We start from the raw sequence: 22,571 nt of genomic DNA on the forward strand, positions 1-22,571 counted from the left end.
AGTTTGAGCAGTGACCAGGCGTCCTTGGCGTAGTACGTCTCGTCGAATATCACCGCCTTCGGCTTGCCCAGGTTCCAGAACCGGATGAAGCCGGCCAACAGCGTCACCAGAATGCACGGCAGCCAGCCGCCGCCGGTGTACGCGCTGTTGTCGGTGTACGAGGGCACCAACCGCTCACGCAGCGAGGTCGGCGGCCGGTCCCGATAGCCGAATCGGGCCAGTGACCAGGCCCACCCGCGAGCCTCGGCCTCGGCACGTGTGGCACCGGGGGAGTCGGGGAACTCCGCATTGTTCTGCGGTAGTTGCCCGCGGGTCGGCTGACCGGTCGCCACGTCACTCGTCACCCGAGCATGGTAATGATGTACGAGCCGGCCGATCGTCGCTGCGCGACGTCCTGAACCACAGTTCGCCGAGCAGAGGTGGAACACCATCCGACCCATGCCCCGTGGCCCGATGGCGCATGGCACGCCACCGCCCCGCGACCTCGGTTCGGGGCGCGGGGCGGTGGCGTCGGTCGGGGAAGTACCGAGCGGAACTATTCGGCGGGACTCAGGTCGTCGAGGTACGCCGACGGCGGACCAGGAAGGTACCGGCGCCGAGCACCACGACGCCGGCGGCACCCGCCGGGAGCGCGATGTCGGTTGCCGAGTACCCGTTGTCGTGCGATGCGGCGGCTGTGCCCTGGGTCGACGAGAAGCCGCCCAGCTTGCCGGACTGTTGGTAGGTCGAACCGGCCAACTTGTCGCCGTACCGGCCGTGTACGAGCTTTTGGTACGCGGCCACGGAGACGCCCTTCGCGCCGACCGAGTCGCGTGCCGCCGGGTTCAGCGGCAACACCCGGCCCGCGTGCACGTGGTACCACGCGGCGATCTGCGGTTCGGTGAACACCAGGTCCCCGGCCGCCTGTCGGGCGAAGGTGACCTCGTCGGCGCCGGAAAGCACGTTGGCGATCCGCCAGTTGTGCGATTGCCGATCGCGGACGGTCCACACCGTCGCCTCGACCCCGGCGGCCGACCGGGCCTCGGTGGCCAGATAGGCGAAGTTGGCCACGGGCACGGACGACTTGCCGCGCACGAAGTCCGCGTTCAGCGAGTACACGGGCACCGCGGCACCCACGAGTTGTGGTGCCTGCGCCGCGGCGGCCTCCGGGGCGACCTGCGACTGTGCCACCGCGCCCGGCCCGCCCGCGGTGCGCTGGTCGAGGTGTACGAAGAAGGTGGCCAGGCGGCTGGTGGTCTCCGGGGAGACCAGCGTCTGCTGGGCGGCGCTGCGGTCGGCGGCGGAGGGCGTGTCGCCGCCCGCGAGCGCCGCGTTGTCCGCGGCGGATGCGGTGGGTGCGAGCATGAGCACCGCGCCGATGCCGACGGCGGTGAGTACCCCGGCGCGACGGCCGAGGCGACGGGAACGATCGAGCCGGGAACGGAAGATGTCGGTCATCACTCTCACGCCTCTCCGTACAACGACTCGGCCCACTGGAACTCGCCGTTGCTGACGTACGAGTTGTAATCCATCTCGCCGTAGCGCGGGCTGGCGGGCCACGGGTCGGCGTACATCATGATCCCGGAGTTGGTGTCGTAGCCGTACAGGACGTTCGCGTGGCCGCCGCCCGCGGTCCAGTAGATGCCCACCTCGATGGGGGAGTTGGCGTCGATCGAGGATGCGACGGTGTTGAAGTCCAGGACACCGGTCACCTGACCCGGACTCAGGCCCAGGCTCTGCCAGGCCCGTTGCACATCGCTGAGTTCGCCGGGCTGGTTGGGGCAGGGGGTGCCGGCGGGCAAGCCGCGGGCGTAGTCGCAGAAGGTGTTCTGGTCGGCGCCCTGGCCGTGGCCGAGGTACTCGACCACGGACAGACCGGTACCGGCCCAGCACCACTGGTCCTGGTCCTGGGTCTGCTCGTTGAAGTTGAGCTGCTTGGAGCCGGCCGCGGCGTGCGTGCTGATCGGAGCGGTCTTCAGGGGGGCGGCGACGGAGGGATGCGTGGGGGTCGCCGACGCGCTGCCGGCGAAGGGCACCGCAAGACATACCGCGGCGGTCAGACCGGCGCAGACGGTCTTCCAACGCCGTGACGGAGTGGGCGGTATGTCCGCGGCGCTCCGGGACGTACCGCGATTCCGCAGAATCATCGTGTCTCCTTTTCGTCCGGTGTTTGGGGACGCCGGACGGAGATCGAGGGGGACGCGACCGGCGAGGGCAACACCGCGAACGAAGGGGGAGCACGCGGCACCGGGCATCCCGGACGGTCAGGTGCGAACCGCCGTCCGGGACACGCGGGATGCCCTTCGCTGGTCGGGCGGAGGGAACACGAGCAACGCTGATCCACGACCGGCCGGCGGGGAACCCCCCACCCGAAATGCAGGGGGTTCCCCGGTGGCCCCCTCGGGCGCCGCCCCGAATCGGCGGGGGGTGGGGGTCGCGGCGCGAGCGGGCGTCCGGCCGGGCCCTGGCGGCGACTCGGGCCGATTCGCGGGCGGGACGCGCTTCGGCCCGGCGCCCGCCCCTTGGCACCTGCGGCGGCTTCTCGGGACTGGTGGCGACGCCGGTTCGGCGCCCGGCTCTTGGTGGTGGGGTGGGCGGGTCTTCGGTGTGCCGGCGCCGTCGCTCGGTGCATGGCTCGGCGGTGTCTCCGGCCGCTTCTCGGCGTGGCGCCGCCGCTGTTGCTCGGGCCCGGCTCGTGGTGGTGGGTCGGGCGGCCATTCCGCCTGGTGGTGCGCCCTTGCCCGGTGCCCGGCTCGGCGATGCCGGCGACCGCTCCCTGGCTCGGCCCGGCTCGGGCCGGTTCGGGGGTCGATGCTCGGCCGGGCGGTGCGTGTGATTGCTCGCCGGCCCGGCCGCGCCCCCGGCTGCCGCCGGGCTCGGCTACCTCGCCGTGTCCGGGGCGTTGGTCGGGCCCAGGGACAGTTTGATGAGTTCGGTCCGGGAGCGGATGCCGAGTTTGCGGTACACCCTGGTCAGGGTGGATTCGACGGTCTTGGCGGACAGGAACAGGCGGGTGGCGATCTCGCGGTTGGTCGCGCCCTCGCCGACCAGTTCCGCCACCCGGTGTTCGGCGGGGGTCAGCGCGCGGGCTCGGGACGTGGTCGGCTCGCGGCGCGAACTCCCGTCGTCCACACACGTGATGCGCTCCAACTCGGCCCGAGCCCGATCGCGCCAGGGCCGCCCGGCGGTCGCGGCGAACACCGCCTCGGCCGCGCGCCACGCGGCCAGTGCCGCCGCCGGGTGCCGGCGCCGCAACTCCACCGTGCCCAGCGCCAACAGGTCTCGGCCGTGCTCGATCGGCAGGCCCAACTCGTGGTGCCGCGCGGCGGTTTCCCGCAGGCACGCCGCCGCTCCGGCCAGGTCGCCGGCCTCGCCGCGGACCAGCGAATCGGCCCGGGACAACGACGCCGAGACGCCGTGCCGATCCAACCGGGCCGCCGTGTCCCGTACTTCGCGTACCACCGCTCGCGCCTGGTCGTGATCGCCCACCGCGACCAGCGCCTCGGCCAGATCCACCGCCCACGGAATCGCCGCCGGATCGACGATGCCGCGCCGCGTCGCGATCGCGCGGGCCCGACTCAGACAGCCCACCGCCGCGACCGGATCACCGGTGCGTACCTGGATCTGCCCCAACACGCACAGTGCGAGCGGGAGATAGATCTGGTCCTGCTCGGCCCGCGCCACCCGGACGCTCTCGCGCGCCAACGCCGCGCCCCGGTCCAGGTCCCCGCCGGCCGCCTCCGCGACCGCCGCCGCGTAGTACACCTGGCCGAGGTGGGCCCCCATGTCGCGGGCCAGCCGCAACGCCTCGTGCGCGGCGGCCATCGCCCGATCGCAGTGCCCGGCCCGCACGTCGACGTCGATCTTGCCGCACAACATGAACACCCGTTCCTCGGCATCGTCCGACTCCTTGGCCCGGCGCAACATGCGATCCAACTCGGCGCTCGCGTCGGTGAGTCGGTCGGCGAAGAAGTCCAGCCGGGCCTTGACCCCCCGAGGACCCGCATGGCGCCCGGTCGGCCCGGCGTCCTGCGGGCGGGCCAGCGCGCGGACGAGCGGTTCGCCCGCGTCCGGGCGGCCCTGGAGGGTGCCGACGAACGCCTGCAGGGCCAGCGCGACCTGCTCGGTGGAACGATCCCCGCCCTGCCGGGCCAGCGCCGCGGCGCGGGCCGCCTCGGCCCATGCGATGGCCGAATCGCCGTCGCTGATATGCGCCTTGCAGGCACGCAGGTAGTGCAGCCGGGCCCGCCCGCACGTGTCGTCGCCGACCTGCGCGAACGCCTCGGCGAACACCTCGTCCAGATCGTGCAGCGCCTGGTTGGCCGCGTTGATGATCAGGATGCAGGCGCGGACGCGTTGCGCGGGGGTGGCCCCGAGGGCGAAGACGCGGTCGGCGAGTTCGCGGCACAGCTCGTAGTCGGTGGCCGCGTACGCGTGCCCCGCGGCGTCGAGGCAACGTTCGCAGCGCAGGGCCGCGTGGTCGTCGGGGGTACGCGCGACGGCGAGCCGGGCCAACGCGGCGGCCTCGTCCGGCATGCCGCGCCGCCGGGCCTGCTCGGCGGCGGCCATCAGGGTGCTCGCCACGTGCTCGTCCGGGTCGGGCGAGGCAAGCGCGAGGTGTCGGGCCCGTTCGATCGGCTCGATCGGGAGCTGGGCGAGCGCGGCATGCGCGGCGCGGCGTTCGTCGGTGCTGCCGTCGGCGTACAGCGCGGCGGCGAACAACGGGTGGGTGAACCGGAGTTGGTCCCCGTCCTCGGCAACGTCCAGAATCCCGGCGGCGATCGCCGCGGTGGTGGCGCGACGGGCGAGCTGGTGGTCGGCCCGGTCCACGGTGCCCGTCGCGTCGCCGATCGCCTTGTCGGCCAGGTCGACGGCCGAGCACAGCAGTTCCACGGTCGGCCGGGTGGTGGCACCGGCCAGGAGCAGCAGCCGGCGGGCCTCGGGGGCCAGGCCCTCCAGGCGCGCGGTCAACAACCGGCGCAGCCGATCGGGCACCGGCAGCGGTTGGTCGCGGGCCGGAAGTCGGGGCAACCGGCGCAGCGCGCGGGCGAGTTCGAGCGCGTACATCGGATTGCCCGCGCTCGCCTCGTACACCTGCCCGCCCAACCAGTGCGGCAGTGGTTGTTCGGCGGCGTGTTCCGGATCGCTGCGGTCCTGGTCGAGCAGTTCGCGGGTTTCCGGCAGGCCGAGCGGCGGCAGTTCCAGGTCGGTCGGGGTGCCGGGGCAGAAGCGGGTGCCGTGGATCGGTCCGGCGGGCGGTTCGGTGGTCTCCGCGACGATCACCCGGATCCGGGCGGGGTCCAGGCGCCGGGCGGCGAAGGCCAGCACGTCGGCGCTGGCCGGATCGACCCACTGCGCACCGTCGATCGTGAGGAACACCCGGCCGCGCGCGGACACCGCGCCCAGTACCGCCAGTACGCCCCGGCGCAGCGCGAGCGGATCCGGGCCGTTCGGCTCGGGTGGTTCGCGGCACAACACGATCCGCAGCGCGGACCGTTGCGGTGCGGGCAGGGCGCGCAGCACGTCGTCGGCCACCGGATCGAGCAGGTCGGCGAGCGCGGAGAAGGCCAACTCCCGGTCGGCCGGGGCCGGTTCGGTCCGCAGTACGGCCTCGCCCGGCTCGGCGGCGGCCACCAGGGTACGCAGTACGAAGCTCTTCCCGATGCCGACCGGGCCATGCAACACCACGCCGCCCGAGCCGAGTCGGCGCCGGGTCAGCAGCATGAGGTCGTTGCGGGTGAGGTCGGTGTGCGCCACGATTCTGTCCCTCGCCATGCGCTCGCGCCGGCCCGCACCGGGGGCACGGCCCTTGGGCCGTACCTCGACTGGACCCATGGTCACGGCCCGCACCGCCCGCCGTCAACGGTCGCGAGGCCGGGCCGTTGCGTACGGCCGACGGCCGACGGCCGACCACCGACGGCCGACCACCGACGGCGGACAGCGGACGACGGACGGCGCGCGACGCCGGTCCCCCGACCGTCGGTGCTCGAACTCTCCGGCCGGTCTCCCGCCGGTCTCCTGCCGGCCTGCCGCCGGCCCGGGGCCGGCCCGCCGCCGGCTTCCGCTGATCTCCCGCTACGGGATGTCCTGTTCGGCCCAGACGATCTTTCCGTTCCGGGTCCGACACGAACCCCAGCCCCGGCACAACATGTTGATCAACTGCAGACCCCGGCCGCCCTCGTCGCTCAGCGAGGAGTGTTGGATCTGCGGCAGGTCGGGGCCGGTGTCGGAGACCTCCACCACCAACCGGTCGTGCCGCAGCAGCCGCAACTGCCCCGGCGCCCGCCCGTAGCGCAGCGCGTTCCCGACCAGTTCGCTGACCACCAGTTCGGTGACATCGGAGAGATCGGCCAGGTGCCAGACCTCCAACTGCTCCCGGACCAGCTTGCGCGCCATCCCCGCCGCCGAACCGTCCGCCGGCAGGTCCCAGGTCAGCAAGTCCGTGCCGAGCAGCGGCTGTTGTGAAGCGGCCACCAGCATCACGGCCTCGTCGAACCGGGCCCCGCCGCCGGGCGGGAGATCGCCGAGCGCACCGGCGTCCAACTCGTCGGGGCTCAGGGTGGCGGCCAGCGCCCGCAGCCGGGCCAGCTGTACGTCGATGTCCTCGGTCCGCGACTTGACCAACCCATCGGTGTAGAGCACGAGCCGGCTGCCCGGCGGGATGGTCAGCCGCAGTGGGTCGTAGGGGATGACCCCGGCCCCGATCGGCGCGCCGACCGGCACGTCCAGGAACGAGGTCTTGCCGTCGGGGGTGATCAGCAGAGGTGGCGGATGACCCGCGCTGACCAAGGTGTACGCGCCCTCGGCCGGATCGAAGACCGCACACAGACACGTGGCCACCTGGTCGTCCTCCAGGTCGCGGGCGGCCAAGTCGAGCCGGGCGAGCATGCGTTCCGGCGTCATGTCCTGCGCCATCAGCGTCCGGGCCACCGCGCGCAGGACACCCGTGGTGGCCGCCGCCGCCATCCCGTGGCTCATCACGTCGCCCACCACCAGGGCCGTGCGCCCGCCCGGCAGCGGCGCCACGTCGAACCAGTCGCCGCCCACCCCCAGCGGGTCGGCGGTCGGGATGTACCGGGACGTGGTGAACAGGCCCGGGGTGCGCGGGGTGACCCGGGGGAGCAGGTTGCGCTGGAGCCGGGCCACGTGTTCGCGTTCGCGTCCGTACAGCCGGGCGTTGTCCATGTCGACGGCGGCCTTGGCGGCGAGCTGCATGGCCAGTGCCAGGTCCGCCCGGGTGAAGCCGGGCCGGCCGCCCGCGCGGATGAAGTCCGCCGAGCCGAGCAGCACACCGCGCGCGATCAGCGGCACCATCAGATAGCTGTGTACGCCCGCCTGCCGCAGCTTGGCGGCGGCGGCGGGGGTCGGTGCCAACTCCTCGTAGTCGTTCGGCCCGAAGCTGCCCACGAGCAGCGGCCGACCGTCGGCCAGCGCCCGGGTGAAGCGCGAATCCCGGCCCGGCGGGGACGTGGACAACTCGCCGATCTCGTCGGGCTCCAGATCGGTGAGCCGCTCGATCGAGGCCAGGGCCATCGCCCGGCGCACCGGTTTGCCTCGGCCGCTGGGGCGTTGCCCCTCCTCCCCCTGGAGTACGGATTCGAGCAGATCGACCGCGGCGCCGTCGGCGAACCACGGGACCGCGACGTCGGCGATCTCCTGCGCGGTGGTCTTCAGGTCGAGCGTGGTGCCGATCCGCAGGACCGCCTCGTTGAGCCAATTGAGTTGATCGCGGGTGGCGCGGGTGCGGGGGCTCAGACCCTGGGCCGTGGCCGCTCGGCGGCGACGCACATGTTTCCGCCCGTGTCCGCCGTCCACTCTCCTGCTCACCCGCACCTCTTTCCGTGGGCACCGGATCGTCGCATCCGACTCAACTGTCGTCGCGCCGCCGCAACCACTGTATGAGTGGTTCGGTCGGCCGGCGTGTGGGATGCGACTGTACCCGCGCGGTGTTGCGATTGCATCGACTCGAACCAGGTCGAGGGCACCTGGTTCGATCTCGTCCGATCACCGTGGCGCCGCGACGGTGCCCGGCGGCCGACGTGAGGGCGGGGGCGGATCGGGCGGCGACGGGTTCGGTGGGCCGGGCGGCGGGCCGGCTCGCCCACGACGATCCGGGCCGGAACTCCCGTCCTTCGGTGCGCCGATGCCGGCCCTCGGCACCCGCGCGTGCCGTCGGCCCTCGGACATCCCCGGCACCCCCGCCCTCGGTACCGGGGAACTGCCCGTGCCGCGCCGTCCCGTCGCCGAGTCGGGCGGTACCCGGCCGAGATGTCGCCCGCTCGGAGGCCGCCGATCACGGCCGGGAGCCATCCGGGAGGGGGACGTCCTCGGATCGGGCCGGAGCGTCCGGGGTGATGTCGTGGGATCCGAGCAGGTGCTCGGCCGGCTGGTGCCAGCCGTCCGGACCGGCCAGGCCGGCGGCCTCGGGCGGGCCCCAACTCCCCACCGGGTAGCTGATCGGCGGCTCGTCCGGGTCGAGGATCTCGGCCACGATCCGCCAGTTCTCCTCGATCGCGCGGAAGGACGCGAAACCGCCGGCGTCGCCGATGACGGCGGCGTGCAGGATGTTCTCGTACGGCAGCGCCTGGCGCCCCAGCACCTGCCGGAAGTCGATGCCGATCGGGAACGGTACCGGCGGTTTGCCGGGCGCGGGCTTGCGGGCCATGAGTTCGAACGTGATGCCGGGGTCCGGCTCGATCCGGATGCGGATCAGGTTGGGCGGGATGTCGTGGCCGAGGCGGCGGAACAACTCCGCCGGCGGTCGGCGCAGCTGCAGGACGGCCTCCGTGGCGGAGAGGGCCAGGGACTTCCCGCTGCGGATGTGGAACGGCACACCCGCCCAGCGCCAGTCGTCGATGTACAGGGTCAGGGCCAGGTACGTCTCGGTGGTGGAATTCGGCCGCACGCCGGGGACGTCCAGGTAGCCCTGGTACTGGCCGCGCACCGTGTCGGCGGGTTCGACGGTGCGGACCGCGTGCAGCACGCGCCACTTCTCCAGGGCCTGCGCCTGCGGGTCGGCGGCGTCGGGGGCGTCCATCGCCAGCAGGGCCAGCACCTGGAACAGGTGGTTCTGTACGACGTCGCGCAGACAGCCCACCGGGTCGTAGAAGGAGCCGCGGTCGGCGACGTCGAAGTCCTCGGCGAGGGTGATCTGCACGTTGTCGATGTAGGTGCGATTCCACAGCGGCGCCAGCAGCGTGTTGGCGAACCGGAAGGTCCCCAGGCCCTCGACCGACTCGTCACCGAGGAAGTGGTCGACGCGCAGCAGGTGGTCGCGGTCGAAGTACTTCTCCAGGTCCGCCTCCAACTGCCGGGCCGAGACCAGGTCGTGACCGAACGGTTTCTCCACCACCAGCCGCGCACCGCGGTTCAGCCCGACCCGGGCCAAGCCGGCCGCGACCGTGGCGAACAGGAACGGCGGAATGGCCAGATAGTGCACCGCGAAGCCCTTCCCGGTCACCGCCTCGGCGATCCGGCCGTAGGTCGCCTCGTCCTGGAAGTCACCGGTCACCATGGTCAGACCGGCGGCCAGCCGGGCGAAGACCTGCTCGTCGAGGTCGCTCCCGACCGCGGTGACGATCGCCGCGCGCGCGTGCTCGCGCAGCGCCGCGTCGTCCCAGTCAGAGGCGGCGACCCCGATCACCGGGATGGTGAGCAGGTCCCGTTCGGTGAGCCGGTACAGGGCCGGCAGCAACATCTTCTTGGCCAGATCGCCGGTGATGCCGTAGAGCACCAGGACGTCGGCGCGGTCCAGGTCGGTGGGCATCGAGGTGTCGATCATGCGGAGATCCCTTGCTCGAAGCGGACGGGACGGCGGGCGACCGTCCGACTCTGGGAGTGCGCGAGGCGGCCGACGTCAGCCGGCCGTGATCCCCCACGAACCGGTGTACCCCGTGCCCGGCGCCAGGCGGATGAGGTCGGTGCCGCTGCCGAAGGCGTTCGGGGGAGCGGTCATCGGCTCGACCCCCAGCCCGCGCCGCCGCCGGTCGAGCGGGACGTGGTCGGCGGTGTAGATCTCCAGCCATGGCTGGGCCTCGTCCAGCCACAGCGAGGTTCGGCGGTCGGTGCCGGTCAGGTGGACCCAGGCGCGGCCGTCCGGACCGTACTCGAGCCCGGTGTACGCCACGTCGATCGCCTGGTCGCCCAGCCGCCGGCCGGCGCGCAGGTCGTATTCGCCGCCGTCGACGGCCAGTTGCGGCCCGGAGGGGATCATCCGGCGGTCGACCGGCTGGTATCGGCTGCCCGGGACCCGGACCGTGCAGCCGTCGATCGGCTCGCCGACGGTGAGGTACGGATGGGCGCCGTGGGCGTAGGGCAGGGGCCGGGAGCCCCTGTTGGTCGCCGCGACGGTGACGGTCAGCCCGGCCTCGGCGTCGAGCCGGTACTCCACCTCGACGTCGAGGCGGAACGGATATCCGGTGGAGCCGTGCACGGCACACGCCATCCGTACCCGGTCGGCGGCGCGCTCGACCGGTCGCCAGGTCGCCCAGCGGACCAACCCGTGGATGGCGTTGCCGAGTTCGGGCTCGGAGACGTCCAGTTGGTAGGTCTCGCCCTCGAAGGTGTACCGACCCCGGTCCACCCGGTTCGGCCACGGGATCAACACCTGGCCGAACGCGGCCGGCGCGGGTTCGTCGGCGGTATACGACAACACGAGAGGCTGCTGCTCGCGCGTCAGCTCCCGGAGACCGGCCCCCACCTCGGTGATCGTCGACCAATAGGGCCCGGCCGTGATCTCGAACTGCTCTCCGGTCACGAAATCAGACATGCGTCCTTCGTAACCCGGGATGCGCGGGGTCCGTCCCGGACGCGCCGATCCATGCACCCGATCGGATGGCGAGACTCAGTCGGTCGGCTGCCGGCGCGACCCGACCGCATGCGGTGCGGCCCTTTGCCGACACGGCGAGCCCACCCCGGAACGTCGATCGCTCGGCTACGCCAGGTCGCGGGCGCGTTGGGCCCGGTCGCCGTGGATGACGCTGTCGAGCAGCCCGGGGAACAGCGCGTCGAGGTCCTCGTAGCGGAGCCGACTGACCCGGGCGGTCCCGCGCTTGTGCTGGCTGATCACGCCCGCCTCGCGCAACACCCGGAAGTGATGGGTGGCGGTGGACTTGCTCACCGGCAGGTGGAACGAGATGCACGACATGTCGCTGCGGCCGACGGCCAGGTCCCGCACGATGCCCATCCGGACCGGGTCGGCGAACGCGTGCAACACGGTTTCGAGGCGGATCTGCTCGCGGGCGGGCTGGTCCAGCAGATTCGGATCGGCGATCGGGATGCTGCTCCGCGTACTCATGGAGCCATCGTACGACACACGTCGTAGTTCGAGAGAATTCGTTGTACGAGACCTGACGTAGTTTGACGATCCACGTAGTACGAGATCTATAGTACGAAGGCGCCTCGGGCTCATCGGCCCGATCCCGCGCGCCCATGAACAGCAAACAGGCGGGACGCGCGACCCGCGTCCCGTCCGAACCATCGAGGAAGCACCGTGAGCACCAACGACACGCCCGCCACCGCCACCCCTGCCCCCGCAGCCGCCCCCGCGCGGCCGTCCGCGCACCGCAGCGCGTTCATCGTCTGGCTCGCGGTCTACCCCACCATCACCATCGCGCTCGCCCTGCTCACCCCGCTGGTCGGCGAACTCCCGCTACTGCTCCGGACGTTGATCCTGACCGCGATAGTCGTCCCGATCGCCGCCTACGCCCTGATCCCGCTCCTGCACCGCCTCAACGCCTCCGCCGTCCGCGCCACCCAACGCCGACGCCTGGCCACGCGCTGAGCCCCCGACGGGGGCGCACGACGTAGGCGAAGCGACGCCGCGCGCCCCCGCGGCCGTCCCGGACCGCCCGCCGGCGGGTGGCCGAAGCGCTGGTCGCCCGGCTAGTCGCGGGTCAGGGCGCGGAAGCTCTCCAGCGTCGCCAGTAGGCGGCGGGCCTCCTCGTGGGTGGCGGGCGGTAGGCCGGCCAGTAACTTGCCGACCGACACCGGCTTCCGGTCGGCGAGTCGGCGTAGCAGTGGTTCCAGCTGCCGCCGGGTCAGGGCGGTGTGCAGCACGTGTCCGTTGGCGGCGCACAGCAGCGCCTCGCCGACCGGCTCGTACAGCACCCGGGCGCGGGCGCGTACCGCCGTGTCGTCGTCCAGGGGCCTCGGCGTTTCGGGCGGCGGGACCGGACACAGGCCGGACGCGCTCCAGTTGCGGAGCGAGAGCGAGGCGAGTTGCTCCCGCATCCGGTCGGGGTCGCGGTACTCCTGGAAGACACGCAGGGTCTGCTCCAGTGCTTCGGGCAGCGCGGGCAGCGCGCCGTCCGTGGGCGGTTCGGGCACCGACAGCGGGGCGGTGGCGGCGGGCAGCCGCACCAGGCCGGCGTCCGGGTCGACCATCGTGTCCGGGGTCTTGCCCAGCAGCAGGTCGTCCACGTCGTAGATCGCGCGGTGCGCCTCGCGCGGCACGCCGACGTTGACGCTGGTCGCGGCCCCGCCGTCGATGCTCTCGCCGACGTGGTAGTAGTCCGAGGGCCAATACAGCAGGTCGCCGGGCTCGGGCTCGGCGGTGAACGAGGTGGCCAGGTAGGGCTGGTAGTCCAGCACGGTGGTCACCGGCTCGGTCCACGGGCGCGCCCGCCAGAACCGCATGCGCTTGCGGCCTTCGAGGGCGAACAGGAAGGTCGCGAAGCGGTCCTTGTGCACGCCGACCGGGGTGTGGTCGTAGTTGCCGTGGAAGAGCGTGGTGATCGCCCCCGACAGCGGCAGCCCGACGCGCTCCCACAGCGGCTCGAAGAACGCCCGCTGGCGCTCCCACTGCCCGGCGTGGAAGGCGTGGAAGGCGTGTACGACCAGCGCGTACCGCCGCTCCTGCGCGAACGCCGCCAACTCGGCGTCCAGCCGCCGCCGGTAGCCGTCGAACGTGCCGTCCTCGGCGCGCGGGAACCAGTTCGCGGGCTCGGATTGTTGGAAACGTCCGACGGCGAACTGGGCGTTCGGCGGCATCAGATACGAACCGGGCGGCCGGGTGGCGAGCGTGGTGGTGGCGAAGACCTCGCGCAGTTCGAAGGGCGCCGGGCGGACGGCCTTGATCAGCACCGGGCGCCGGTCCCAGTAGCGCGCGGTGAACTCGTCCCAGTCGAGGGGGCTTTGCACGATGGCCAGGTCGCTCACGGGTGTTGTGGTCATCCGTCCGTCCGCTCGGCGTCGATCAGGTCGATCCCGCGCAGCCGGTAGAGCTTGCGCAGCAGCGCGGTCACCACGGCGTTGTCCTCGTCGGCGCCCGCCGCCCGGCACAGCTCGCCGACCGTGAGTTCGCGGCCGGGCCACAGCTGCCGGGCGATCCGCTCCCCGGCTGCTCCGCCGATCGGGAAGGCGTGCCCATTGACCGCCCAGATCCGCCGGCCGGGCCCGTCCGGCAGCCGGACGATCGTGCGCACCACCCGCAGCCGCTGCCCGGGGGCGAGCGGGACGTCGGCGCGCGGCTCGGGTGCGGGTTCGAGGCCGGCCGAGGAGCACCAGGCCGCCCATCGGGTGCGCAGCGCGGCGGGCAGCGCCGCGCCCCCGGCCGCCGCGCGGGCCGCCGCGCCGACGGCGAGCATGGGGGCGGCCGGCGCGGCCGGCCCGTCGGTGGGCGGGGGGTAGGGCAGGTAGGGCACCGCGCCGTCGTACTCCAGGCGGTCCCGCACGTCCTCGGCCAGCAGGTTCTTGACCGCGCCGGTGGCCAGGCGCTGCGCGCGGGGGACGGAGATCCGCAACATCGTGCAGCCGTCGAGGTGGTGTTCGCGCCAGCGGGAACCCTCCGGCCAGTACAGCAGTTCGCCGGCGGCGGCCCGCAACACGCGCGGTTCGCCGTCCGCCGCGTGCAGTTCGGCCTCCAGGGCGCCGGCCAGGACCCAGGTCAGCACCGCGTGCTCGGAGGCGACGGCCAGGCCCCGAACGCGGGTGAAGTCGTCCCCCTCGGTCAGCTCGGCCTCCACCGGCAGGCACGGCAGGCCCACCCGGCGCCACACTGCGGTGAGGGTGTCGCGGACCGCCGACCACAACGGGTAGTCGGTGTGCAGGGGTTGACGCACGCTCAGCAGGAATCCCGCGTCCGGCCCGCTGCCGGGCGGCTCGCGGCGCAGCCGGGCCCGGTAGGCGGCCGGCGTCGGGTCGCCGGCGTCGGGCAGCAGCCGCCCCGGCGCGCCGAGCCAGCCGAGCGGGGTGTGGAAGCGGACCTGCGGGACGGTTCGGAACACCGTTCCGGCGCGGAAGGACGCACAGGCGGCGACGATCGTGCGGTGGACGTGCGCCGGGTCCGCCGGGGCGGCGGCCGGGAGCAGGGCGGGCTCCTTGCCCCAGGCGCGGGCGAGGGGTTCGGTCCAGTCGGTCGCGATCACGCCTGTACCTCTTCGATCTCGGGCTGTACCTCGTCGTTCGCGGGTGCCGGGTACTTCTGCGCCAGCAGGGCCGCGTAGTCGGCGAGCGGGCCGAGGCCGACGGCCGCGCGGCGCTCGTCCACCCGGTCCTCGTCCTCGATCGGGCACGGCCGCAGTTCGCCGCCCGCGACCCGTTCGAACTTCGTGCCGTACAGCTGGGGGCGGCCCTCGGCTCGGCGCAGCGAGTCGGTGAGGTAGGCGGCGTCGCGCCGGGGCATGTCGCCGTGCTCGGCCGCGGCCTCGATCAGGGCCAGGCACTCGCGCCGGAACGCGAGGTCGCCGGAGTGGTGTTGGAGCAGCGCGCTTGCCGCCGTGGCGGCTTCCGCACCGACCAGGCGGTGGCCGGGCCAGCCGTGCTCGGCGACCACGCCGCGCAGCCAGTCGATCCCGGCGCCGGTGAGCCGGTCGAGCCTGGCTTCCAGTTCGGTGTCGGTGAAGCCCCCGGCGGCCCAGGGGGCGCGCAGCGACGCGTCGATCCGGCCCAGGCGCAGCAGCCGTTCGCGGATCTCGGCGGCGGCCGGCCCAGTCGGCTCGGCCGGGCCGGTCAGGGAGTCGATGCGCAGCCGCAGCTTCGCCTCGTCCCAGACATAGGTGATCCGGCGGGCCGCCTCCGGCCAGTCGAAGGACACCTCGCCCTCCCGCGGGCCGCGCAGCCCGAGCCGTACGCCGTGTTCGGGGTCGTGCAGGTCGGTCTGCTCCGGGTCCAGGTCGCCGTGCACGTGCTCGACCGCGTCGCGCAGGGCGATGCCGAGCTTGGCGAGGTCCAGCTTCCCGCCCTCGCGGACGGCGGCGACCGGCGGCCAGGGTTTGTCCGGCCCCCACCCGGGGGCGTCGGTCGTATACGTGCGCAGCTCGCGGCCGGGCGGCATGCGGATCGCCAACAGTGGGCCGCCGTCGGCCGCGCGGAAGAAGTACGGGACGTCGCCGCGCGCGAGCTGCTCGAACTCGCCGTCGGTGAACGGGATTTCACCGCCGTCCGGGTAGTCGGCCGTCGGGCGGGCGATCACCCGCACCACGTGCCCGGCGGCCCGCTCCGCGATGAACTCGGCGATCCGGGCGCGGTTTCGGCACATCAGCGTCCACGCGTCGAACATGCCGCGCAGCAGCGCCGTCAGGTAGGGGCCGTATCCGGTGCGGCCCTCGGTGTCCCCGACCACGGTGCGGGTCTCGGTCCGGGTCAGGGACAGGGTTCGCCGTTCCAGTCGCAGTGAGCCGTCCGGCTGTGGGCGCCAGCAGGTGGCGGGGCCGTCCAGCTCGCACCAGCGCGCGACGTTCTCCAGGCCGGCGTGGTGGTGCGCGGAGACTGCGGGATCGAACAGCAGCCCGGTCTCGAACAGGCGGTCCAGATCGGCGAAGTAGGCCTCCAGGTCGACCGGGAACGGCAGCGGCTCGCCGTCCCCGGGGCGCTGCCCGATCAGTACGTTGCTGCCGATCAGGTCGGCGATCCCGAACGCGAACGCGGCGGCGGCCAGCGACCCGGTGTGGTGCCAGTAGCGGGCCGCCGCCCGGGGTTCGAGGACGGCGCCGCGCAGGCTCAGCTCGCCGTCGGTACGCAGGACGCCCCACGCGTTCGGCGGTTCGATCCATTCCTGCCAGGAGTAGCACGCCCGGTCCGGGCCACTGCTCATCCAACTGCGCATGGTCGGCAGCCGGATCGCCCCGGACACCGGGGGCAGCGTGTTGAGCAGGGCGAACAGCGAGCCCTCGGTGGCCAGGAACAGGATCTCGCCGGTCGCCGGGCGCGGCTTGTACGCGAGCCGGGCGCCGTCGGCGAACTCGACGCACAACACCCGCTGGCCGCCGTTGTGCGTCTCCTCGCCGTTCGCCCACAGGCCGGTGACCCGGCGGTCGGCGGGCTGGTCGCGGGCCAGTCGCTCCAGGAACAGGGTCAGAAAATCCAGGTACTGTTCGGCCCGTTGGGCGATGAAGGTGGCCGCGCGCTCGGGCACTTCGGCCACGCAGGTCTCCAGGGCCTCGGTGAGCAGCGGCCCGAACAGGTCCGCGTTCTCCGGCCGCAGCACCTGCGGATCGAACCGCCGGGCGTCGGCGTCGATCCGCGCGGACCAGGCGTCGATCCGCCGCAACACCTCGTGCAGCGGCGCGAAGCGGACGTCGGCCAGCGCATGCGCCAGGGCCCGCGCGTCGGACGGGCCGCCCAACGGGCGTTCGACGGCGAGCGTGCCGTCCGGCCCGGGGCCGGCCACGGGCGGGAACGCCCGGCCCGCCCTGCCCTCGGCCAGGACGGTGATCAACCGCCGTGTGGTGGGCGGGAGTTCGGGCGCACCGGTGGCGCCGCCGGGATCGCGCAGTTCCATTCAGCCCCTAGCCAGGCGGTCGAGGTACGCCCGCGCGGCGCGGCCGGTTCGGCCGGCGCCGCGCGGGGTTGTGGTCTGCGCCGTACCTGGAAGCACTAGAAGCAGCAGTAGACGCCCGCACAGGACGAGGAGTGCGGGAAGCTGTCCATTCTGGTCTGCCGGTGGTCCGGAACGTCCTGCTCCAGGTCACCGATCACCAGGTCGAACTCCTCGTCCGCGGTGAGGGTGTCGCCCTGCTGCGCCTGCATGACCGAAGTTTCCATCGATATCCCCTGACGGTAGAAGTGCCACAGCAGAAGTCGGGTGCCGCCGGATTCGGTGGCACCGCGACATCGCTCGGAGGGCGCTGTTCCTAGGGAAGGGGGAAGGCGTCGGAAACGCTTACTACTACGCCTACTACTACGCCTACTACTACAGGATGCAGTAGACGCGGTGACAGCTGGTCGCGTCCCGCATGCCTTCCGGAGCATCCTGCTCCAGCTCACCGATCACGAGGTCGAACGCCTCGTCGGTGATGGGGGTGTCGCCCTGCTGCGCTTGTACGGTAGGAGCTTCCATGGAGAGTCCTCCTGACCCAGGGGTGGCGCCACAGGTCACCACGATCTCCGATGACCGGGCGTGGTGCGGTTTCGCTGCATATCCCTTGGTCGCGGGTGCCGCGACCGCCAGTCAGTCTGACCCAGCCGAACCGCACCGTCAACAGAACTTCCGTACCGATATGCCGACTTCGGTCACCCGGGCATCGACCGACGACCGAGGCCCGGGACCCGCCTGCCCGCCGGGCGGAACGGCGAACGCCCTCGTGGGATCGTCCGGACCTACCACGCACACGGGTCCAGTACGAAGACGGGGATCACCCGGTCGGTCTCCTGCTGGTATTCCGTGTATGTCGGATACGCGGCGACCGCGCGCTTCCACCACTGGGCCCTCTCGTCGCCGGTGACCTCACGGGCCGTCATGTCCCGGCATACGGCGCCGTCCCGGAGTTCCACGTGCGGGTGGGACCTGACATTGAAGTACCAGTCCGGATGACGGGGGAAGCCGCCCTTCGAGGCCACGGCCGCATACCGTCCGTCGTGCTCGACGCGCATCAGCGGGATCTTGCGAAGCTTGCCGGTCCGCGCACCGCGCGTGGTGAGAATGACGACGGGCAGGCCCGTGTCCCACAGCGTCGTCCCCCGCGTGCCGTTCGAACCCTCGTATAGCTCGACCTGTTCGCGGATCCACGGAGCCGGACTCGGCACGTACTCGCCCTCGAGAGGCATGGTGGCCACCCCGTCGTCGTTTGCGAATCATGCTGCGCAGTCCAACCGTTGCATGGCAAGTGACCGTTTCCGCCGGGTGGGGGTGCGTGTCGAGCGGATCCGCCCCAAGGGGCGGAATCCATCGATTACGCCCCCCGGCCGTACTCGACGGGCCCTCGCCGCCGGGCGGAGTTGCCGCCGTCCCCTGGGTCAGTCGGAGCCGTGGGCGGGTTTCGGTGCCCCGGCGGGCTGGTGTGCGCTGCCGGGGTTGGTGGGGGTCGGCGCGCTGCTGCCGGTGTAGGAGGGGAGGTCGGCTACCAGCTGGGTGAGGGCCGGGTCGGCGGCGTAGCGTCGCGCGTGTAGGTCGGCGATCTTCCGGGCGATGTCGGGGTCGTCTGCGTCGGTGGTGTCGTAGGAGACGAAGGACTCCACCAGCGGCAGACCGATCCGGTCGGTGTGCGCGTGCGAGGGTGCCATCAGGTACTCCCAGTAGCCGTCGAGGTCCTCGAGGACGAAGACGGCGCCGTACTCGAACTCGCCGCCGATGTCTCTGCCGACGACGTACCGTGCGACCGCGTCGATCGACTCGCCCTGGTTGCGCAGACTGGCCAGGGCCTCCTCGCGCTGTTGGGCGGTGGCAGTCGTCTTGAAGGTGAAGCGGTTGTGGTGATAGATCATTTCTCTCCCTTGACGGTCTGCGGGCCGCGGCCTTCGGGGTTTGCGGTCGAGGCCGACCAGTAGCCGAGCAGTGCCGTGACCGCCTGGTCGGCCAGGCGCAGGGCGCGGTCGAAGCCGATGTCCTCGACCGACCCGATGCACGCGAGGCCGTGCAGCGTGCCCCACAGCAGGTCGCAGGCGTCCTCGATACTGGCCGGCTCGGCAGCGGTCTCGACCGCCCATGCGCCGATGAGTTGCCTGGTGAAGGCGATCACGTCGGCGGCGGCGGCGCGGCGGGTGGAGGCGTCGACGTCCGTGCCGGGTGCGCCGGACATGAGCTGGTACAGGCCGGGCCGCGACCGGGCGAACTCCAGGTACGCGACCGCCGCCAGGTGCGGACCCCGTGCCGCCGGCTCGCCGGCCACCGCGGCCCGCATCTGCTCCGCCAACTCGCCGTTGACCCGTTCCAGCAGCGTGTGCAGTACGGCCTCTTTGCTCGGGAAGTGCTGGTAGATCACCGGTGCGCTGTAGCCGATCTCGGCGGCGATCCGCCGGATGGTCACCGCTCGCCAGCCCTCGGCCTCGGCCATCCGGCCCGCTGTCTCCAGGATCTCGGCGAACGTCCGCTGACGGACCTCTTCCCGCTTCCCCACCACAAACCCCTAACGATGTTAGGACATCTAACGTCGTTAGTGTTCTGCGTGCTTCCGAACCTAATAAGACCCACCGAGGCTCCATCCGGCAGACTCGGTGCCTGGTAGCCGCCGGCAGGTGAGCACTCTTTCTTCCCTGGACTCCGAGTCCTGTTGACAGATCGTGCCCCTGCTGGTCGGCCAGGAGCGAAATCGCTGATGGGATGTCGTGCCCGCCCGGTTGCGGCGTGAGCACAGCCTTATTAGGTCGCTGATGGTTCTCCTGCGGGCTACTGCCGATCGAGGTTGATGACGGAGGATGAGTTGCTGTTCGTTGGGGACGACTGGGCCCAAGACCACCACGACGTCGAGGTGATGGACGCCGCAGGCCGTCGGTTGTCCAAGGCTCGGCTACCGGAGGGCGTCGCGGGCATCGAGCGGCTGCACGCGATGATCGGTGCGGAGCTCGGCGAGGACAGCAGGGCCGAGGTCGTGATCGGGATCGAGACCGATCGGGGCCCGTGGGTGCAGGCTCTGATCGCCGCCGGCTACACGGTGTACGCGGTCAATCCGCTGCAGGCATCCCGGTACCGGGAGCGCCTGGCGGTGTCGGGGGCCAAGAGCGACGGGGCCGACGCGCACATGCTCGCTGACATGGTGCGTACCGACTCCCATCAGCTCCGCCCGATCTCCGGGGACACCGCCGACGCCGAAGCGGTCAAGGTGGTGACACGCGCGCATAAGACTCTGATCTGGGAACGCACCCGCACCACGCAGCGGCTGCGGCACGCCCTGCTCGACTACTTCCCCGCCGCCCTGGAGGCGTTCGACGACCTCGACGCCCCCGACACCCTGGAACTACTGGCCAAGGCAGCCGATCCGGTCGCCGCCGCAAAGCTGACGACCACACAAATCAGTGCGGCCCTCAAGCGCGCCCGCCGACGCGGCGTCCCCGACAAGAGCATCAAGATCCAAGCCGTACTGCGCGCCAAGCACCTGGGCCAGCCCACCGCTGTGACGGCGGCCTACGCCGTCTCTGTGCGCGCGCTCATCGCGATGCTGGTCACCTTGAACGAGCAGGTCAAGTTCCTGCACGAGCAGGTCGAGGACTTCTTCGGCCGGCATCCGAACGCCGAGATCATCCGTTCCCAGCCCGGACTCGGTGCGATGCTCGGCGCCCGGGTACTCGCAGAATTCGGCGACGACCCCCACCGCTACGCCGGCGCCAAGGCCCGCAAGAACTACGCCGGCACCAGCCCGATCACCCGCGCCTCCGGCAAGAAGAAGGTCGTGACCGCCCGGCACGTCCGCAACGACCGGCTCATCGACGCCCTGATCGCCCAAGCCTTCTCCGCGCTGCGGGTCTCCCCTGGCGCCAGGGCCTACTACGAGAAGCAACGGGCCCGCGGCATCGAGTTCAATGCCGCCCTGCGCCAGCTCGCCAACCGGCTCGTCGGCATCCTGTACGGCTGCCTCAAAACCGGCACACCATACGACGAGGCGACCGCGTGGTCCCAACGATCCCACGTGCTCGCCGCTTGACGCTCCAGCTCAGCTCAGACCGCGACCAACGCCGGCGCTGAAATCGCTCGTTGCAGGCACCAGGGATTCGGCAGGATGTCGGGCATGGATCAGGTGTTCGCAATTGCGTGGCAGTACGTCGTCGGTCTTGTCCCGCCCGAGGATCTGCCGATGGAGGCGGCTCAGTTGCTGGCCGTCGGCTTGGATTCTCCCGCGCTGTGTGACTTGGCGGGACGTAATCGACGCGACGACACCGCTGAGATCGAAGGACTGTTCCGGCAGGCCGTGGGCGAGCTCGGCACTGCCATCCCCGACGAGGAGACCGCCGAACGCTGCCTTCTCCACTACCTGGCAGGCCAGCCGGCGGCCGGCACCAAGACGCCCGGTGAGGTAGCGGGCAGGGTCTGGCAGGGCCTGACGGCCGCGCAAACCGGTCCCGAACTCGCCTTTCTTCTGGCTGTGGGCGACGAGTACTACGTTGACTTGATCTCGGACGGGCATCCTGACGCCTTCCATGCTTGGGACCGCGCTCCGCGCGGCAGCGGAGCGGCTCAGCCGGACGACCTCCGCCGCGGTCAGCGCCCTCAATGGAAGATCACGCTTGGCAGCAGGCTGACAACAGCCAAGGTGGCGGACCGTCCCGGACCGCCGATCCCGCCGTGCCCGCGCGCTCTCGTTGAAGCGGATGGTCGGCATCAATCGGGCAGGTTGCGGGGCGCCGATAGGATCGGCGCTCTTATGGGGAGTGCGATGCGAACAGTAGGTCAGGATAACCAGGGGCGGAAGTACGCTCTGACCTCGGACGAGGACGACGCCGACTTCTGGGGCTTTGCCCAGGGGGCTGATGGGTTGTTCACACCGCTGCCAGCGGACGAGGGAACGCGGCGAGTGCACCTCGCGGGTTGCTTCCCGCAGGGTGGTCTGCTGAAGAGCGTTGATCTTGTCGGCACTCGTCGCGCCATGGCGGGGAACGCCTGGTTCGAAATCCTCGGTGCCGACGGCGCCACTATGGGTTCCTACTTCGTCGGCGGGGTCACCGTCGTCGATGTTCAGCCCTCCGCGCACGGAGCCGGCCTCATCGACCTCACGGTGACGCTGTGGTGCGAGAACGCCCTGCCGGGGGCGGACGGCATATGGGACCTGGTCCGTGCGGGTCGCATGAATCGAACCGGCATGTGGCACGAGCTGGACCCTGAGGGCAAGCGAGCGTGGCTGTCGGTGGCGCTGTGGTCCCATCAGTACCGACGACAGGGGAAGCCCGACGTTGCCGCCGGCCAGATGTTCACGCTGAACGGTCGGCACGTCGTTGACGAGGACAGCTTCTACTGCGCGATGGGTGAAGCCATCAACGGGCCCGGCGGATACTTCGGCTGGAACCTGGACGCTCTGGACGACTGCCTGACGGGCAGGTGGGGCGCAGCCCCGCCATTCACCTTGCAGTGGGAGTCCTCGGACGAGGCCAGGGCGCGGTTGACGGAGCGTGTGCCCACCCGCGATGGCGAGGCATCGCTGTTCGACCTCATCGCGGAAATCTTCGAGAGACGGGGCATCTGCGTAGTCCTGCGGTGACGGCTGGTCGCTTGCGACCCTCGACTTGGAGAGTCACGCCCTCTCCTTCGGGCGCCGCGTGCAGGCATGGCGAGGCCGACAGTTGGCCGCTGGGTGCCACCGGGCCATGGACGGCAGACATCAGCCCGTGATGGCACTCTTGAAAGCGGCTCTGACCGTGCTTGCGTGACCCTGCTGTCGGGTTGTGGAGCGGCCTCCGCTGGACCAGAGGACTGCGTGGCAACCGGGCTCACGCACTCGCCGGTTGAC

Annotated in this window: 18 protein-coding genes and 1 pseudogene; 3 read left to right on the plus strand and 16 right to left on the minus strand. The window is 71.7% G+C overall.

The genetic code is table 11. The annotated features are described in order from the left end of the window. The 8 genes and pseudogenes from ABIA38_RS13055 to ABIA38_RS13090 form a co-directional block, all read right to left on the minus strand. Positions 1–344: pseudogene (locus tag ABIA38_RS13055) on the minus strand (phospholipid carrier-dependent glycosyltransferase); the annotation flags it as partial. 205 nt (positions 345–549) lie between these two features. After that, a complete protein-coding gene (locus ABIA38_RS13060; protein WP_424638736.1) occupies positions 550–1,437 on the minus strand; it encodes a hypothetical protein in 888 nt (295 codons plus the stop codon). Positions 1,438–1,442: 5 nt separating this feature from the next. Beyond that, positions 1,443–2,126, minus strand: a complete 684-nt coding sequence (locus ABIA38_RS13065; protein WP_424638737.1) for a papain-like cysteine protease family protein — start codon at positions 2,124–2,126, stop codon at positions 1,443–1,445. Positions 2,127–2,859: 733 nt separating this feature from the next. Then, entirely contained in the window at positions 2,860–5,736 is a 2,877-nt protein-coding gene (locus ABIA38_RS13070; protein ID WP_424638738.1) for an AAA family ATPase, read from the minus strand. Between the two features lie 318 nt (positions 5,737–6,054). After that, entirely contained in the window at positions 6,055–7,812 is a 1,758-nt protein-coding gene (locus ABIA38_RS13075) for an ATP-binding SpoIIE family protein phosphatase (protein WP_424638739.1), read from the minus strand. Positions 7,813–8,272: 460 nt separating this feature from the next. Further along, a complete protein-coding gene (gene zwf / locus ABIA38_RS13080) occupies positions 8,273–9,760 on the minus strand; it encodes a glucose-6-phosphate dehydrogenase (protein WP_424638740.1) in 1,488 nt (495 codons plus the stop codon). Between the two features lie 75 nt (positions 9,761–9,835). Continuing rightward, complete coding sequence (locus tag ABIA38_RS13085; RefSeq protein WP_424638741.1) at positions 9,836–10,747, minus strand: aldose 1-epimerase family protein; 912 nt, start codon at positions 10,745–10,747, stop codon at positions 9,836–9,838. A 165-nt stretch (positions 10,748–10,912) separates the two neighbouring features. Continuing rightward, entirely contained in the window at positions 10,913–11,275 is a 363-nt protein-coding gene (locus tag ABIA38_RS13090; RefSeq protein WP_424638742.1) for an ArsR/SmtB family transcription factor, read from the minus strand. 195 nt (positions 11,276–11,470) lie between these two features. Here ABIA38_RS13090 and ABIA38_RS13095 point away from each other — a divergent pair, with 195 nt between their 5' ends. Beyond that, positions 11,471–11,761 carry a hypothetical protein gene (locus ABIA38_RS13095; RefSeq protein WP_424638743.1) on the plus strand — a complete coding sequence of 97 codons (291 nt, stop codon included), beginning with the start codon at positions 11,471–11,473 and terminating at the stop codon, positions 11,759–11,761. 101 nt (positions 11,762–11,862) lie between these two features. Here the strand turns inward: ABIA38_RS13095 and ABIA38_RS13100 are convergent, their stop codons facing one another. The 8 genes from ABIA38_RS13100 to ABIA38_RS13135 all read right to left on the minus strand — a co-directional run bounded on the left by ABIA38_RS13100 (position 11,863) and on the right by ABIA38_RS13135 (position 19,253). After that, positions 11,863–13,152 carry a JmjC domain-containing protein gene (locus ABIA38_RS13100; RefSeq protein WP_424638744.1) on the minus strand — a complete coding sequence of 430 codons (1,290 nt, stop codon included), beginning with the start codon at positions 13,150–13,152 and terminating at the stop codon, positions 11,863–11,865. Then, the gene (locus ABIA38_RS13105; protein ID WP_424638745.1) at positions 13,149–14,345 is read right to left on the minus strand and encodes a hypothetical protein; all 1,197 of its coding nucleotides are present in this window, start codon (positions 14,343–14,345) and stop codon (positions 13,149–13,151) included. The genes ABIA38_RS13100 and ABIA38_RS13105 overlap by 4 nt, the downstream gene beginning before the upstream one ends. Continuing rightward, positions 14,342–16,699: a DUF4135 domain-containing protein gene (locus ABIA38_RS13110; protein WP_424638746.1), complete on the minus strand. Its 2,358-nt coding sequence runs from the start codon at positions 16,697–16,699 to the stop codon at positions 14,342–14,344. The genes ABIA38_RS13105 and ABIA38_RS13110 overlap by 4 nt, the downstream gene beginning before the upstream one ends. Before the next feature lie 95 nt (positions 16,700–16,794). Beyond that, on the minus strand, positions 16,795–16,962 hold the full coding sequence (locus tag ABIA38_RS13115) for a hypothetical protein (protein WP_424638747.1): 168 nt from the start codon (positions 16,960–16,962) through the stop codon (positions 16,795–16,797). 148 nt (positions 16,963–17,110) lie between these two features. Continuing rightward, a complete protein-coding gene (locus tag ABIA38_RS13120) occupies positions 17,111–17,257 on the minus strand; it encodes a hypothetical protein (RefSeq protein ID WP_424638748.1) in 147 nt (48 codons plus the stop codon). Positions 17,258–17,517: 260 nt separating this feature from the next. Next, a complete protein-coding gene (locus ABIA38_RS13125; protein WP_424638749.1) occupies positions 17,518–17,964 on the minus strand; it encodes a nitroreductase family deazaflavin-dependent oxidoreductase in 447 nt (148 codons plus the stop codon). A gap of 189 nt (positions 17,965–18,153) precedes the next feature. Then, a complete protein-coding gene (locus tag ABIA38_RS13130) occupies positions 18,154–18,621 on the minus strand; it encodes a Dabb family protein (RefSeq protein WP_424638750.1) in 468 nt (155 codons plus the stop codon). Further along, on the minus strand, positions 18,618–19,253 hold the full coding sequence (locus tag ABIA38_RS13135) for a TetR/AcrR family transcriptional regulator (RefSeq protein WP_424638751.1): 636 nt from the start codon (positions 19,251–19,253) through the stop codon (positions 18,618–18,620). Before ABIA38_RS13135 ends, ABIA38_RS13130 begins: the two co-directional genes overlap by 4 nt. A 303-nt stretch (positions 19,254–19,556) precedes the next feature. Here ABIA38_RS13135 and ABIA38_RS13140 point away from each other — a divergent pair, with 303 nt between their 5' ends. After that, positions 19,557–20,774: an IS110 family transposase gene (locus ABIA38_RS13140; RefSeq protein WP_424638975.1), complete on the plus strand. Its 1,218-nt coding sequence runs from the start codon at positions 19,557–19,559 to the stop codon at positions 20,772–20,774. Between the two features lie 84 nt (positions 20,775–20,858). Next, entirely contained in the window at positions 20,859–22,322 is a 1,464-nt protein-coding gene (locus ABIA38_RS13145) for a barstar family protein (protein WP_424638752.1), read from the plus strand. Positions 22,323–22,571 lie beyond the last annotated feature (249 nt).

It is taken from the genome of Embleya sp. AB8, from assembly GCF_049739465.1.
In the GTDB taxonomy this organism is placed as follows: Bacteria; Actinomycetota; Actinomycetes; order Streptomycetales; family Streptomycetaceae; genus Embleya.